This window comes from Actinacidiphila sp. bgisy160 (genome assembly GCF_965342435.1).
Lineage (GTDB): Bacteria > Actinomycetota > Actinomycetes > Streptomycetales > Streptomycetaceae > Actinacidiphila.
Window position 1 is genome coordinate 1 of sequence record NZ_CBDRCM010000055.1, and the last position, 14,433, is coordinate 14,433.

General features: G+C 75.1%; 12 protein-coding genes. 10 read left to right on the top strand and 2 right to left on the bottom strand.

The features are described from left to right. Window positions 1-68: 68 nt before the first annotated feature. Window positions 69-275 carry a hypothetical protein gene (locus ACRWNP_RS30420; RefSeq protein ID WP_431967016.1) on the bottom strand — a complete coding sequence of 69 codons (207 nt, stop codon included), beginning with the start codon at window positions 273-275 and terminating at the stop codon, window positions 69-71. 69 nt (window positions 276-344) lie between these two features. Between ACRWNP_RS30420 and ACRWNP_RS30425 the strand changes: the two genes are divergently transcribed. From ACRWNP_RS30425 to ACRWNP_RS30460, 8 genes are all read left to right on the top strand, one after another. Then, window positions 345-1,547, top strand: coding sequence for a bifunctional adenosylcobinamide kinase/adenosylcobinamide-phosphate guanylyltransferase (locus ACRWNP_RS30425; protein ID WP_431967018.1), 1,203 nt, complete (start codon window positions 345-347; stop codon window positions 1,545-1,547). Between the two features lie 40 nt (window positions 1,548-1,587). Further along, window positions 1,588-2,631 (top strand): nicotinate-nucleotide--dimethylbenzimidazole phosphoribosyltransferase, encoded by a 1,044-nt coding sequence (gene cobT / locus ACRWNP_RS30430; protein WP_431967020.1) that lies wholly within the window; start codon window positions 1,588-1,590, stop codon window positions 2,629-2,631. A 700-nt stretch (window positions 2,632-3,331) separates the two neighbouring features. Beyond that, window positions 3,332-4,144, top strand: coding sequence for an adenosylcobinamide-GDP ribazoletransferase (locus tag ACRWNP_RS30435; RefSeq protein ID WP_431967022.1), 813 nt, complete (start codon window positions 3,332-3,334; stop codon window positions 4,142-4,144). Window positions 4,145-4,436: 292 nt separating this feature from the next. After that, window positions 4,437-5,948: a leucyl aminopeptidase gene (locus tag ACRWNP_RS30440; RefSeq protein ID WP_431967024.1), complete on the top strand. Its 1,512-nt coding sequence runs from the start codon at window positions 4,437-4,439 to the stop codon at window positions 5,946-5,948. A 304-nt stretch (window positions 5,949-6,252) separates the two neighbouring features. Beyond that, window positions 6,253-7,641 carry a dihydrolipoyl dehydrogenase gene (gene lpdA / locus ACRWNP_RS30445; protein ID WP_431967026.1) on the top strand — a complete coding sequence of 463 codons (1,389 nt, stop codon included), beginning with the start codon at window positions 6,253-6,255 and terminating at the stop codon, window positions 7,639-7,641. 51 nt (window positions 7,642-7,692) lie between these two features. Next, the gene (gene sucB, locus ACRWNP_RS30450; protein WP_431967028.1) at window positions 7,693-9,450 is read left to right on the top strand and encodes a 2-oxoglutarate dehydrogenase, E2 component, dihydrolipoamide succinyltransferase; all 1,758 of its coding nucleotides are present in this window, start codon (window positions 7,693-7,695) and stop codon (window positions 9,448-9,450) included. 402 nt (window positions 9,451-9,852) lie between these two features. Beyond that, window positions 9,853-10,818 carry a helix-turn-helix transcriptional regulator gene (locus ACRWNP_RS30455; protein ID WP_431967030.1) on the top strand — a complete coding sequence of 322 codons (966 nt, stop codon included), beginning with the start codon at window positions 9,853-9,855 and terminating at the stop codon, window positions 10,816-10,818. Between the two features lie 90 nt (window positions 10,819-10,908). Beyond that, entirely contained in the window at window positions 10,909-11,424 is a 516-nt protein-coding gene (locus ACRWNP_RS30460; protein WP_431967032.1) for a DUF4240 domain-containing protein, read from the top strand. Between the two features lie 46 nt (window positions 11,425-11,470). On the opposite strand, the gene ACRWNP_RS30465 is transcribed toward ACRWNP_RS30460, so the two are convergent. Then, window positions 11,471-11,956, bottom strand: coding sequence for an N-acetyltransferase family protein (locus ACRWNP_RS30465; protein WP_431967034.1), 486 nt, complete (start codon window positions 11,954-11,956; stop codon window positions 11,471-11,473). 50 nt (window positions 11,957-12,006) lie between these two features. Between ACRWNP_RS30465 and ACRWNP_RS30470 the strand changes: the two genes are divergently transcribed. Beyond that, the gene (locus tag ACRWNP_RS30470) at window positions 12,007-12,909 is read left to right on the top strand and encodes a TIGR01777 family oxidoreductase (protein WP_431967036.1); all 903 of its coding nucleotides are present in this window, start codon (window positions 12,007-12,009) and stop codon (window positions 12,907-12,909) included. A 109-nt stretch (window positions 12,910-13,018) separates the two neighbouring features. Next, window positions 13,019-14,305, top strand: a complete 1,287-nt coding sequence (locus ACRWNP_RS30475; protein ID WP_431967038.1) for an NAD(P)/FAD-dependent oxidoreductase — start codon at window positions 13,019-13,021, stop codon at window positions 14,303-14,305. Window positions 14,306-14,433: the final 128 nt, after the last annotated feature.

Here is a 14,433-nt window from a genome sequence, read left to right on the forward strand (position 1 = left end):
GGGCCCCCCCCCCCCCCCGCCCCCCGCGGGGGGCGGCGGCCGGATCCCCCGGCCGCCCGGGCGCGCGGTCACTCGTCGGCGTGCAGGCTCATCGGGCCGTAGATCTTCGTGCCGTCCTCGAAGAGGTGTACCTGGTCGGCGCCTCCCTGGAGGAGGTCCTTCCAGACCTCGCCGATCCAGGACTCGGCGTCGCCTTGCGTGGTGAACTCCTCGGGCTCGACCGCGGGGGTGGCCTCCGTGCCGTCGGTCTTCTCGAAACGCCACGTCCACGCCATGTCCGTCTCCTCGTCCCTGGGGGTGCCTGCCCGGCAGCGTAGCGTGCGCGGACGCGAGAGGATCTGCACGTGGAACTGACTCTCCTCGGCACCGGCGGCCCCGGCGGCGTGCCCCTGACCGACTGCCCGTGCGCGGCGTGCGCGACGGCGGTGGGCGACCAGGCGCGGGCGGCGACCGCACTGCTCGTGGACGGGGTGCTGCTGCTCGACCTGACGCCGGGTCTCGCGCTGACCGCGGCCCGCTCCGGCCGTTCGCTCGCCGGGGTCCGCCAGGTGCTGCTGTCGCACCCGCACGACGGGCCGGCCCTGGAGATCCCGGCGGGACCGCCCGCGCCGGGCCGGGTGGCGCCCGGGCAGGAGATCACGCTGCGGACCGGGCACCGGGTCCTGGCGGTGCCGGTCGACGCGCCCGGCTCCGGGTACGAGGTGACGGGACCGGAGGGCGAACGGCTGCTGTACCTGCCGCCGGAGTGCGCCCCCGCGGGGTTGCCTGAGGCCGTGGAGCCGTACCGGATGGTGCTGCTGGACGCCGTGGGCCGGCCGGACGCGCTGGCGCGGCTGCGCGCGGCCGGCGCGGTCGGGAGCACCACCGACGTCCTCGCGGTCCACCTGGACCACCGCGTCCACCCGGGGCCGGAGTTGCGGCGCCGGCTGGCCGCGCTCGGCGTACGGGCGGTGCCGGACGGCACGACGCTGACGGTCGGCGACCTCCACGACGTGCCCGACGTGCCGCGGCGCACACTCGTCCTGGGCGGGGCACGGTCGGGCAAGTCGGTGGAGGCGGAGCGACGGCTGTCGGCCTTCCCCGACGTGGTCTACGTGGCCACCGGCGGGACGCCGGGCGGCGACCCGGAGTGGGCAGAGCGGGTGGCGCTGCACCGGGAGCGGCGCCCGCAGTCGTGGCGGACGGTGGAGACCTGCGACCTGCTGCCGCTGCTGGCCGACGGGGACGGGCCCGCGCTGCTGATCGACTGCCTGTCGCTGTGGCTGACGCACACCATGGACGCGCTCGGCGCGTGGGACGACGAACAGTGGGCGGAGGGCGCCGAGCGCGAACTGCGCCGCCGCGTCGGGGAGCTGGTGGCGGCCTGGCGCGCGACCCGCCGCACGGTCGTGGCGGTCAGCAACGAGGTCGGCTCCGGGGTCGTCCCGGCCACCGCCGCCGGACGCAGATTCCGCGACGAGCTGGGGCGGCTGAACGTCGCGCTGGCCGACGAGTCCGAACACGTGCTGCTGGTGGTCGCGGGACAGGCGGTGGCGCTGCGGGGCTGACCTCGGCGCGCGGCCCCCCGGACCGGTAGTGTTCGACCCCGTGAGCGGCCTGAACATTGATGACTTCGCGACCCTGGTGGAGCGTCCGGACGCCGGTGTGCGCCGTGACGCACGCGACCGCTGGCAGCGGCTGGTGCGCCCGGCCGGCGCGCTGGGCGGACTGGCCGAGCTCGCCGACTGGCTGTCGGCGGCCCAGGGCGTGGCGACCGTACGCCCGATCGAGCGGCCCAAGGCCGTGCTCTTCGCGGCGGACCACGGGGTGGCGGCGCTGAAGGTGTCGGCCCGTTCGGCGGGCACCGCGGTGGAGCTGGTGCGGCATGTCCTGGACGGGGCCTCGCCGGTCAATGTGCTGGCCCGTCAGTACGGAGCGGCGGTGCGGGTGGTGGACGTGGGCGTGGACGCCCCGGCCGAGGACCTGCCCGCCGACGTGACGGCGCACCGGGTACGGCGCGGCTCCGGCCGGATCGACGTGGAGGACGCGCTGACGGCCGAGGAGGCCGAGGCGGCCTTCCGGGCCGGGATGGCCGTCGCCGACGAGGAGGCCGACTCCGGCACGGACCTGGTGCTCCTCGGCGACCTGAGCGTGGGCGGCACCACGGTTGCCGGGGTGCTCATCGCGGCGCTGTGCGGTACGGACGCCTCGGTGGTGACCGGCCGCGGTTCGGGCATCGACGACATCGCGTGGATGCGCAAGTGCGCGGCGATCCGCGACGCGTTGCGCCGGGCCCGGCCCGTGCTGGGCGACCAGCTGGAGCTGCTGGCGGCGGTCGGCGGCGCGGACATGGCCGCGATCACCGGTTTCCTGCTGCAGGCCTCGGTGCGGAAGCTGCCGGTGGTGCTGGACGGTGTGGTGTCCGCGGCGTGCGCGCTGGTCGCGCAGCGGATCGCCTTCCGGGCGCCGGACTGGTGGCTGGCCGGGCAGGCCAGCGGTGAGCCCGGCCAGGTCAAGGCGCTGGACCGGCTGTCCATCGAACCGCTGCTGGACCAGAAGGTGACGGCGGGTGAGGGCACTGGTGCGCTGTTGGCACTACCCCTGCTCAAGGCGGCGGCGGCCCTGTCGGCGGAGCTGCCGGAACGTTTCTGACACGTCGCGAAACAGGCCGTTCCCCTGGGTTCCGGACCTATGGGAACGGCCTGTTTCGGTCTGGCCGAACGCGGCGCGGCGTCCACCGTCGGGTATCCGCGCATGGTCGGCCTGGCCGGCCTGCTGGGTGCCGGGCACCGCGCGAGCGCCGAGTACCGGCCGGTCCGGGAGCCGCGTCTCCTGCTCTGCGAGAAGGGCGGCGAACATCCCCGGCCGGACTGGCGAGCGCGTGGGCCGCGGGCTTCCCGGCCGCACCCCGGACGCCTCGCTGTGGCGGCGGGAGGCCGCCGGGTACGGCGAGGCCGCGACGGCCGCCGCGGTACCCGGCGGGTGCCCGCCCAGGTCCACGATGCCGTGCCGCGGACCCTGGACGAGGTGCGCGCCCGCCCCTCCGTGCGGCAGCCGGCCCTGATCACCGGGTTGCTCGGCGGCACGAAGACGATCGAGGGCCCGGAGCGGCCGACCGCCACCGCGAGCGCCGCGCCTCGACGGCCGAGGCGAGGCCTCGGCCGTCGAGGCGCAGACGCTCACCATCACCGTCCGGGGGACCGGCGCCAGCCGCCGCGCGCCCTGCCCCCAGCGGACGTGCCGGGGCCTGAGCGCCCGGTGAGGCCGCCGGTCCTGTGGCCGCCGCAACGGGCCTGGCCCGACCAGCGCGCGTCGTTCATACCGTTCCGGACCGGCCGTTACCCTGCACGCCATGACCGCCGACCCCGCCCCCGCTCCCGCACCCCCCGCCGCTTCGGCCGCCGACGGACTGCGCTTCGCCTTCGGCACGCTGACGGTGCTGCGGATCCGGGTCACCCGCTGGGACCGCCCGGCGGCCCGCGCCGGGATGCTCTGGGCGCCGCCGGCCGGACTGGTCGTGGGGCTGTGCGCGGCGGCGGCCGGCGGACTGCTGCTGCTCCTCGGCTCGGGGCCGCTGCCCGCCGCGGTCGCCGGCGCCGCCGTCCCCGCCGCCCTGACGCGGGGGCTGCACCTGGACGGGCTGGCCGACACCGCCGACGGGCTCGGCAGCGGCAAGCCCGCCGAGGACGCGCTGCGCATCATGAAGCAGTCCGACATCGGCCCCTTCGGCGTGCTCACCCTGGTCCTCGTCCTGCTGGCGCAGGTCGCCGCGCTCGCCGAACTGTACGGCCAGTCCTGGACCCGGGGCGCGGTGGCCGCCGCCCTGGCCGGGCTCACCGGCCGCGCGGCGATGACGCTGGCCTGCCGCGACGGCGTTCCCGCGGCCCGTCCCGGCGGCCTCGGCGCGGCCGTGGCGGGCGCCGTCCCCGCTCGTACCGCCTGGGCGCTCGCCGGGCTGACGGTTCTGGTGTGCGCCGCCTGCGGGGCCGCCCTCGGCCTGCCGGACGCGGTGCGCTGCGCGGTGGCCGCGGCGCTGGCGTTTGCCGCCGCGGAACTGCTGCTGCTGCGGTGCCGCCGACGCCTGGGCGGCGTCACCGGTGACGTCTTCGGCGCGTTGTGCGAGACCTCCGCGACGACCGCGCTCCTGGTGCTCACCCTGGGCTGAGCGCCCGGCGACGGCCTCACCAAGGGCGGGCGGATGCCCCAACTCCCGCCGAGCGGCGGCGGATCGGGACCCTGCCCGGGGTGCCGGGCGGGCGCGCTCCGCTAGGGAAAACCCGCGCCTTCGCCGCCATGGGAGCAGGTCGCGGTCGCAAGTGACAGGAGTGAGCGTAAGGTCGGTGCTGCACCCCCCCTGCCCGTGCCGCGAAGGACGCCCGGCGTCGGGACCCGAGGGGGAGCCGGACGGAGTCCGGCGTCAAGTATTGGACCCCCGAAGGAACAGGATCCGCATCACCGTGACTGCACTGACTCTCAGCACCTCCTCCGCGGCAGCGCTGCGCGCTGACGCCGTCGTCGTCGGTGTGACCAAGGGCGCCAAGGGCCCCGAGGTCGCCGCCGGGGCGGAGGCGGTGGACCAGGCCTTCGCCGGCCGGCTCGCCGCGACGCTCGAGACACTGGGCGCCTCGGGCGCTGAGGGTGAGGTGACCAAGCTCCCCTCCCCGGACGGCCTGAAGTCCCCGGTCGTGCTGGCGGTCGGGCTCGGTGAGGCCCCGGCCGACGGCGCCTCGTACGACACCGAGGCGCTGCGCAAGGCCGCCGGTGCCGCCGCCCGCGCGCTGGCCGGCTCGAAGAAGGCCGCCTACGCCCTCCCGGTGCAGGACGCGGACGCCGCGCAGGCGGTCGCCGAGGGCGCGCTGCTCGGCGCCTACGTGTACACCACGTACCAGTCGTCGGGCGGCAAGGCGCCGCTCGCCGAGGTCGCGCTGGTCGGCGCGAAGCCGCGGGACAAGGCGTTCAAGGCCGCCGCCGAGCGGGCCGCCGTCGTCGCGGCGGAGGTCAACCGGGCGCGCGACCTGATCAACATGCCGCCGAACGACCTCCACCCGAAGTCCTTCGCCGCGCTCGCGCAGGAGGCCGCCAAGGAGCACGGCCTCAAGATCGAGGTGCTGGACGAGAAGGCACTGGTCAAGGGCGGCTACGGCGGCATCATGGGCGTCGGCCAGGGCTCGGCGAACCCGCCCCGCCTGGTGAAGATCGCCTACACCGGCGCCAAGGGCCGCGACGCCAAGCACCTGGCGCTGGTCGGCAAGGGAATCACCTACGACTCGGGCGGCATCTCCCTGAAGCCGGCCGGTCACAACGAGACCATGAAGTGCGACATGAGCGGCGCCGCCGCCGTGCTGTCCACCGTGGTCGCCGCCGCGCGCCTCGGCCTGCCCGTCAACGTCACCGGCTGGCTGGCGCTCGCCGAGAACATGCCCTCGGGCAGCGCCGCCCGCCCCGGCGACGTGCTGAGGATGTACAGCGGCAAGACCGTCGAGGTGCTCAACACCGACGCCGAGGGCCGCCTGGTCATGGCCGACGCCCTCACCCGCGCCTCGGAGGAGAAGCCCGACGCGATCATCGACGTGGCGACCCTGACCGGCGCCATGGTGCTGGCCCTGGGCCACCGCATCTTCGGCGTCATGTCCAACGACGACGCCTTCCGCACCGCGGTGCACGAGGTCGCGACCGAGGTCGGCGAGCCGTCCTGGCCGATGCCGCTCCCGGCCGACCTGCGCAAGGCCATGGACTCCCCCACCGCGGACATCGCGAACATGGGCGAGCGCATGGGCGGCGGCCTGGCGGCCGGCCTGTTCCTGAAGGAGTTCGTCGGCGAGGGCATCACCTGGGCCCACCTGGACATCGCGGGCCCCGCCTTCAACGAGTCCGGCCCCTTCGGCTACACCCCCAAGGGCGGCACCGGCTCCGCCATCCGCACCCTGGTGCGCGTGGCCGAGAAGGCCGGCGAGGGCGAGCTGCTCTGACCGCGGTGTAAGCCTCGGCACATTCCGTACGGCCCCGGGTATGGCATCCGGGGCCGTACGCGTTCGCCAAGAGCGAGCAAAGAGCGCAACCGCTCCGTATTCCGTAGGGGGATACCGGCGAGTAGCCCCGGCCGGGGACGTTCCGTACGTCTCAGACACCGGCCCGGTGCCTCGTCCGCCCCGAACAAGTGCGAAGATGTTGTCTCGGCACGACAGGGCCCCGTTTAACAGAAGCGGCCGAACAAAAGCCGCCGCCCGGTCACGACGGACCGGCTCCGGCGTATCCATGCATGGAGGACGTGACGTGGCGAACGACGCCAGCACCGTTTTCGACCTAGTGATCCTCGGTGGCGGTAGCGGCGGCTACGCCGCGGCCCTGCGCGCGGCGCAGCTCGGTCTGGACGTCGCCCTGATCGAGAAGGACAAGCTCGGCGGCACCTGCCTGCACCGCGGCTGCATCCCCACGAAGGCTCTGCTGCACGCCGGTGAGATCGCGGACCAGGCCCGCGAGGCCGATCAGTTCGGTGTCAAGGCCACTTTCGAGGGCATCGACATCGCCGGGGTCCACAAGTACAAGGACGACGTGATCTCGGGCCTCTACAAGGGCCTGCAGGGCCTGGTGGCCTCCCGCAAGGTCACTTACGTGACCGGTGAGGGCCGGCTCTCCTCCCCCACGTCCGTGGACGTGAACGGCCAGCGCTACACCGGCCGGCACGTGCTGCTGGCGACGGGCTCCGTGCCGAAGTCGCTGCCGGGCCTGGCCATCGACGGCGACCGCATCATCTCCTCCGACCACGCGCTGGTCCTGGACCGCGTGCCGAAGTCGGCGATCATCCTCGGCGGCGGCGTCATCGGCGTCGAGTTCGCCTCGGCGTGGAAGTCCTTCGGCGCCGACGTCACCATCGTCGAGGGCCTGCCGCACCTCGTGCCGGCCGAGGACGAGAACAGCTCCAAGCTGCTGGAGCGCGCGTTCCGCAAGCGGGGCATCAAGTTCAACCTCGGCACCTTCTTCTCCAAGGCCGAGTACACCGCCGACGGCGTCAAGGTCACCCTGGCCGACGGCAAGGAGTTCGAGGCCGAGGTCCTGCTCGTGGCCGTCGGCCGCGGCCCGGTCTCCCAGGGCCTGGGCTACGAGGAGGCCGGGGTCGCCATGGACCGCGGCTACGTCCTCGTCGACGAGTACATGCGCACCAACGTGCCCACCATCTCCGCGGTCGGCGACCTCGTCCCGACCCTGCAGCTGGCCCACGTCGGCTTCGCCGAGGGCATCCTCGTCGCGGAGCGGCTGGCCGGCCTGAAGACCGTGCCGATCGACTACGACGGCGTGCCGCGCGTCACGTACTGCCACCCGGAGGTCGCCTCCGTGGGTATCTCCGAGGCCAAGGCCAAGGAGCTGTACGGCGCCGACAAGGTCGTCACGCTGAAGTACAACCTGGCCGGCAACGGCAAGAGCAAGATCCTCAAGACCGCGGGCGAGATCAAGCTCGTCCAGGTCCGCGACGGTGCGGTGGTCGGCGTCCACATGGTCGGTGACCGTATGGGCGAGCAGGTCGGCGAGGCCCAGCTGGTCTACAACTGGGAGGCCCTGCCCGCGGAGGTCGCGCAGCTCATCCACGCGCACCCGACGCAGAGCGAGGCCCTCGGCGAGGCCCACCTCGCGCTGGCCGGCAAGCCGCTGCACTCGCACGACTGACTCACGGACACGCAGAACCATCCGCACAGATCGTTAGGAGCAACCGAAACCATGGCGGTTTCCGTAACCCTGCCGGCGCTCGGCGAGAGCGTGTCCGAGGGCACCGTCACCCGCTGGCTCAAGGCCGAGGGTGAGCGCGTCGAGGCCGACGAGCCGCTGCTCGAGGTGTCGACCGACAAGGTCGACACCGAGATCCCGGCGCCCGCCTCCGGCATCCTCTCCTCCATCAAGGTGGCCGAGGACGAGACGGTGGAGGTCGGCGCCGAGCTGGCCGTCATCGACGACGGCACGGGCGCCCCCGCTGCCGCTCCCGCCCCGGCCGCCGCCGCGGCCCCCGCACCGGCTCCGGTGCAGGAGGCCCCTGCCCCGGCGCCCGCCGCCGCGGCCCCCGCTCCCGCTCCGGCTCCGGCCGCGGCCCCGGCCGGTGGCGCCGAGGGCACCCCGGTGCTGCTGCCGGCGCTGGGCGAGTCGGTGACCGAGGGCACCGTCACCCGCTGGCTGAAGTCGGTCGGCGAGAGCGTCGAGGCCGACGAGCCGCTGCTCGAGGTCTCCACCGACAAGGTCGACACCGAGATCCCGTCGCCGGCCGCCGGCACCCTGCTGGAGATCCTCGTCGGTGAGGACGAGACCGCCGAGGTCGGCGCCAAGCTCGCCGTCATCGGTGCCGCCGGCGCGGCCCCCGCCGCCGCTCCGGCCCCGGCCGCCGCGGCTCCGGCGCCCGCCCCGGTCGCGCCCCCGGCCCCCGCTCCGGTCGCCCCGGCCCCGGCCGCTCCGGCCCCGGCCCCCGCTCCGGTCGCCCCGGCCCCCGCCCCGGTCGCGGCTCCGGCTCCGGTCACCCCGGCCCCGGCCGCTCCGGCCGCCCCCTCGGCGACGGCGCCGACCGACGAGGGCGCGTACGTGACCCCGCTGGTGCGCAAGCTCGCCGCCGAGAACGGCGTGGACCTGGCGACGGTCAAGGGCACCGGTGTCGGTGGCCGCATCCGCAAGCAGGACGTCCTGGCCGCCGCCGAGGCCGCCAAGGCCGCCGCTGCCGCGCCGACCGCCCCGGCCCCGTCCGCGGGCGTCACGGTGCCGGCCGCCGCCGCCGCGCTGCGCGGGCAGACCGTCAAGATGACCCGCATCCGCAAGGTCATCGCCGAGAACATGATGAAGGCGCTGCACAGCCAGGCGCAGCTGTCGACCGTGGTCGAGGTGGACGTCACCAGGATCATGAGGCTGCGGGCCCGGGCCAAGGAGTCCTTCCTGGCCCGCGAGGGCGTCAAGCTCTCGCCGATGCCGTTCTTCGTGAAGGCGGCCGCCGAGGCGCTGAAGGCCCACCCGGTCATCAACGCCAAGATCAACGAGGACGGCACCGTCACCTACCACGACGTCGAGAACGTCGGCATCGCGGTGGACTCGGAGCAGGGCCTGATGGTCCCGGTCATCAAGGGCGCCGGCGACCTGAGCCTGGCCGGCATCGCCAAGAAGACGGCGGAGCTGGCCGGCAAGGTCCGCAACAAGAAGATCAGCCCGGACGACCTGTCCGGCGGCACGTTCACGATCAGCAACACCGGCTCGCGCGGTGCGCTGTTCGACACGATCATCGTGAACTACCCGCAGGTCGCCGAGCTCGGCATCGGCGCCACCGTGCGCCGCCCGATGGTCGTCAACCACCCGGACCTGGGTGAGACCATCGCGATCCGCGACGTGGCGTACCTGACCCTGTCGTACGACCACCAGCTGGTCGACGGCGCGGACGCCGCCCGCTACCTGAACGACGTCAAGGCCCGTCTCGAGGCCGGCGAGTTCGAGGGCGACCTCGGTCTGTAACCGACCGGAGTCCTCGCGGGACCGTACGACGGCCGAGGCCCCAGCCCCTTCCCGGGCTGGGGCCTCGGCCGTTCCCCGGGCCGGCCCCCGCCGCGTTGAACGGTCCGGGCCCGGCGGACGTACTCCGGGGGGCAGGGCCGGGCAGCCGGACACCGGCGAACCCGCCCTGCGGCAACGGCGGATCGACGAGCCGACGACCGCCCGGCGGTGGCCGGCGCGTCACCGTCACCGGCTCCCGCCGGGGCGCCACCGCCCCCACCGGCCCGGCTGCCCCGGCGGGTTGCGCGCTGCGGTGTCCTTCCCCCCGCGCTGATGCGCACGCAGCGGGCTCCGGCGGGGCCGGTCCGGACCTCCCGGACCGGCCCCGTCCCGGTGCCCAGGGCGACCGCATAGCCTCGGGGTATGCGTGCGGCACGACTGATCCACCTCGTCCTCCTGCTCCAGTCCCGCGAGTCGATGACGGCGGCCGAACTCGCCGGGGCCCTGGAGGTGTCCGAGCGCACCGTCGGCCGGGACGTGCTGGCCCTGTCCGAGGCGGGGGTGCCGGTCTACGCCGAGCGGGGACGCGCCGGCGGCTACCGGCTGGTCGACGGCTACCGCACCCGGCTGACCGGGCTGGCCCGTGCGGAGGCGGAGGCGCTGTTCCTGTCCGGGGTGCCCGCCGCGCTGCGGGCCATGGGCCTGCACGACGCGGGCTCCTCGGCCCGCCTGAAGGTCTCCGCCGCCCTGCAGCCCGAACTGCGGGACGCGCCGCGCTCGGCGGCACAACGCTTCCACCTGGACGCGCCGGGCTGGTGGCAGGAGCCGCAGACGCCGCGACTGCTGCCGGCGCTCGCCGAGGCGGTGTGGGGCGACCGGCGGCTGCGGGCCCGTTACCGGCGCGGGGAGGAGGAGGTGGCGCGCGAGCTGGATCCGTACGGCCTCGTGCTCAAGGGGGGCGTCTGGTACGCGGTGGCGCGCTGCGGCGCGGACGTCCGGGTCTACCGGGTGGACCGGTTCACCGCGGCGGAACCCACGGAGGATCGTTTCGGCAGGGACCCGGACTTCGACCTGCCCGCGTTCTGGGAGGCCCGCGCCGCCGAGTTCGCCCGCTCGATGCTCCGGGACGAGGTCGTCCTGCGCCTCACGCCCGACGGCGCCCGCCGCCTGCCGTACGTCACCGACCGCGCCGCCGCCCGCGAGGCGCTCACGGCCGCCGCGCCGCCGGACGCACGGGGGCGGGTGACCGTCACGCTCCCCGTCGAGAGCCGGGACGTCGCCTACGAACAGCTGCTGTCCCTCGGCCCCGACGCCGAGGTGCTCGGCCCGGCCGCCCTGCGCGAGCGGCTGGCCGAGGCGGTCCGCGCCATGGCCGCCGTCTACGGCTGAGGGCCGCTTTCGGCGGTCCCGGCGACACGGGGCCGCGCCTGCCGTGTTCCGCGTGCGTCGGAGGGCCGCAGCCAGGATGCTGGAGCGGTGATGGACGAGACGGAGTTCTGGGAGATCGTCGACAGCACGCGCGAGGCAGCGGGGGGCGACCCGGAGGAGCAGGCCGACCTGCTGGTGGAACGGCTGACCCAGCTCGACCCGGAGTCCGTCGTCGACTTCGCGCGGCACTTCGAGAGCCGTTTCAACCGGGCCTACCGCTGGGACGTGTGGGGCGCCGCCGACCTGATGCTGGGCGGCGCCGGTGACGACGCGTTCGACTTCTTCCGGTGCTGGCTCATCGGTCAGGGACGGCACGTCTTCGAGCAGGCCGTCCACGACCCCGACAGCCTCGCGGAGATGACCGGCTCCTTCGACCCGGAGGTGGACGGCGACGCGGAGGACCTCGGATACGCGGCGGACGAGGCGTACGAGCAGCTCACTGGTGTCCGGCTGCCCGATCTGGACCTGCCGGCGCAGCCCGCCGAGCCGGAGGGCGTCTACATCGACTTCGAGAACGCGGCCGCGGTGGCGGAACGATTCCCCCGGCTCTGGGAACGCTTCGGCTGAGCCCGGCCGCGCGTCGCGGAGCGCCGGGGCCCTACCGGGTGCGCCTTCAGACCCGGCGCCCCATGCACACGTCGTCCACGTACCCGCCGTCCAGCAGGAACTCCCCCGGCAGCACGCCCTCCACGGTGAACCCGGCCGCCTCGTACAGCCGCCGGGCCGGGGTGTTGTGACCCAGCACCCGCAGCGTGACGCGCACCGCGCCCTGCCGGCGGGCCTCCTCGACGGCCGCCAGGACGAGTTCCAGCCCCACCCCGCGGCCCCGCGCCCAGGTGTCGACCGCCAGGCCCCGGATCTGGCGCACATGGGCGTTGGAGGCCAGCGGCGTCGGCGGCGCCATCCCGACGAAACCCGCGAGGCGGCCATCGGTCTCCGCCACCAGGAACGCGTCCGGCCCCGAGGTCTCGCCGAAGAAGTCCTCGTTCTCCTCCAGCGGCGGCCGCACCGCGTGCAGGGTCGACCAGGTCGCCCGCTCCAGGCGGGCGAGCGCGGGGTCGTCGGAGAGCAGGGCCGGGCGCACACGGATGTCGGACATGAGCGTCACCTTCCCATACCCCCAGGGCCGTTCTGCGCCACGATTACCCCATGCGCATCGCCATCACCGGCTCGTCCGGCCTCATCGGCTCCGCCCTGGTCCGCTCCCTGCTCACCGACCGGCACGAGGTCCTACGCCTCGTCAGGCGGGAGCCGTCCGGGCCGGACGAGGTGCGCTGGGACCCGCGGGGCGGCACCGTCGACACCGCGGGGCTCGAGGGCGTGGAGGCCGTCGTCAACCTCGCCGGCGCCGGGGTCGGCGACCACCGCTGGACGGACGCCTACAAGCGGACCATCCGCGACAGCCGCGTGCAGGGCACCGCCACCCTCGCGCGGGCCCTCGCCTCCCTGGACACCCCGCCGCGGGTGCTCGTCAGCGGCTCCGGCATCACCGCGTACGGCGACACCGGCGACCGCCGGGTCGACGAGAGCTCACCGCTGGGCACCGGCTTCCTCCCCTCCGTGTGCCGCGACTGGGAGGCCGCCGCCGGCCCGGCCCGCGACGCGGGCGTCCGCACCGCGTTCGCCCGCACCGGGCTGGTCGTCTCCGGCAGGGGCGGCGCCTGGGGCCGGCTCTTCCCGCTCTTCAAGGCGGGCCTGGGCGGGCGGCTCGGCGACGGGCGCCAGTACTGGAGCTTCATCTCGCTGCACGACCAGATCGCGGCGCTGCGCCACATCGTCGACACCGAGTCAGTCTCCGGCCCGGTCAACCTGTGCGCGCCCGAGGCGCTGACCAACACCGAGGTGACCCGGGCGATGGGACGGGTGCTGCGGCGGCCCACGGTGTTCGCGGTCCCCGGGCCCGTACTGCGCAGCGTCGTCGGGGAGTTCGCCACCGAGATCCTCGGCAGCACCCGCGCGGTGCCACGGGTGCTGCTGGACTCCGGGTTCAGCCACGCCCACCCCGGGATCGACGAGGCGATCCGGGCCGCGCTGGCCGAAGAAAGGCACTGAATGCCACCCACAGCCGTTTTCCGGCATCAGTTGGCGCGGGAGTGGGCATGACGGTTCCAGCGCCAGCTGACGCGAGCGGGGAAACGTGCCGACCTCGGGGAGGGGCAACGTGCTCTCTACAGCACGCTCTACGGGTTCACAGACGGACGTGTGCGTGATCGGGGCCGGCCTCGCCGGGCTCTGCGCGGCGCATCACCTCACCGGTGCCGGGCTCACCGTCACCGTGCTGGAGGCAGAGGACCGGGTGGGTGGCCGCATGGCCACCGAGAAGGTCGACGGCTTCCTCCTCGACCGGGGTCCACAACTGCTCAACACCTCCTACCCGGAGCTGCGCCGCACCCCGGGCCTGCGGGACCTGCAGCTGCGGCCGCTCTTCCCGGGCGTACTGGTACGGGCCGCCGGCCGCGGCTACCGCGTCGGCGACCCGCGGGCCGCGCTGGCCGCGGCCCGCGCGCCCATCGGCTCGCCGCTGGACAAGGCCCGGCTGCGGACGGCCCTCAACCGCCTCGCCGGCTCCCCCGTCGAGCGCCTCCTGGACCGCCCCGAGACCACGGCCGCCGCCGCCCTCGCCTCGCGCGGCTTCGCGCCCCGCACGGTCGACGGGTACCTGCGGCCGCTGCTGTCCGCGCTGCTCTGCGACCCGGACCTGACGACGTCCAGCCGGGTCGCCGACCTGGTCCTGCGCGGCTTCGCCCTCGGCCGTACGTGTCTGCCGGCGGGCGGCGCCGCCACGGTGCCGCAGGCGCTGGCGGCCGCGCTGCCGACCGGGACGGTCCGCACCGGGGTGCGGGCGGTCGCGGCGGCGACCAACGGCGTCCGCACCGCGGGCGGGGACGAGATCCCGTGCCGGGCCGTGGTCGTCGCCACCGGGGCCCGCGCGGCGGCCGGACTGCTGCCCGGGCTGCGCGTCCCCGGCTTCCACGGCGTCACCGTCCTGCACCACGCCGCACCGGCGGCGCCGCTGAAGCAGCCCGCGCTCGTGCTCGACGCGGACCGGCGCGGCCCGGTCTCCCACACCTTTCCGGCCAGCCTCGTCGACCCCTCCCGCGCCCCCGTGGGCCGCGCCCTTGTCACGTCCGTACTGCTCGGCCCCGCGGCAGCCCCCGCGCCGGACGACATCGCCGTCCGGGCCCACCTGGCGGAGCTCTACGGAACGTCCACGGCGGGCTGGGAACTGCTCGCCGTCCACCACGACGCGGAGGCGCTGCCGGCGATGACGGCCCCGCACGACCTGCGGCGTCCGGTGCGGATCCTGCAGGGGCTCTATGTGTGCGGGGACCACCGGGACACCAGCACGGTGCAGGGGGCGCTGCTCTCCGGGCGACGCGCGGCCCAGCACCTCCTTCGTGACGTGGGCCTCGGCCAGGGCCCTGGCACGCAGCCACTCGCCGCGTAGGGCCCCTTCGTCGGGTCCCCCGGGTACTTCGGCTCTCCCCGCGTCTCGCGCCTTCGGCGCAAAGCGGCGGGCTGCGGAGGGGAGGATGGGGGCGTCGGGCCGTCGCCGCCGTGCGGGCCGGCGGTCGG

Excerpts from the sequence above, each read along its gene's own strand:
- ACRWNP_RS30420 (WP_431967016.1), bottom strand. The coding sequence starts at position 275 with ATGGCGTGGACGTGGCGTTTCGAGAAGACCGACGGCACGGAGGCCACC.
- ACRWNP_RS30435 (WP_431967022.1), top strand. The coding sequence starts at position 3,332 with ATGACCGCCGACCCCGCCCCCGCTCCCGCACCCCCCGCCGCTTCGGCC.
- sucB (WP_431967028.1), top strand. The coding sequence starts at position 7,693 with ATGGCGGTTTCCGTAACCCTGCCGGCGCTCGGCGAGAGCGTGTCCGAG.
- ACRWNP_RS30455 (WP_431967030.1), top strand. The coding sequence starts at position 9,853 with ATGCGTGCGGCACGACTGATCCACCTCGTCCTCCTGCTCCAGTCCCGC.
- ACRWNP_RS30460 (WP_431967032.1), top strand. The coding sequence starts at position 10,909 with ATGGACGAGACGGAGTTCTGGGAGATCGTCGACAGCACGCGCGAGGCA.
- ACRWNP_RS30465 (WP_431967034.1), bottom strand. The coding sequence starts at position 11,956 with ATGTCCGACATCCGTGTGCGCCCGGCCCTGCTCTCCGACGACCCCGCG.
- ACRWNP_RS30470 (WP_431967036.1), top strand. The coding sequence starts at position 12,007 with ATGCGCATCGCCATCACCGGCTCGTCCGGCCTCATCGGCTCCGCCCTG.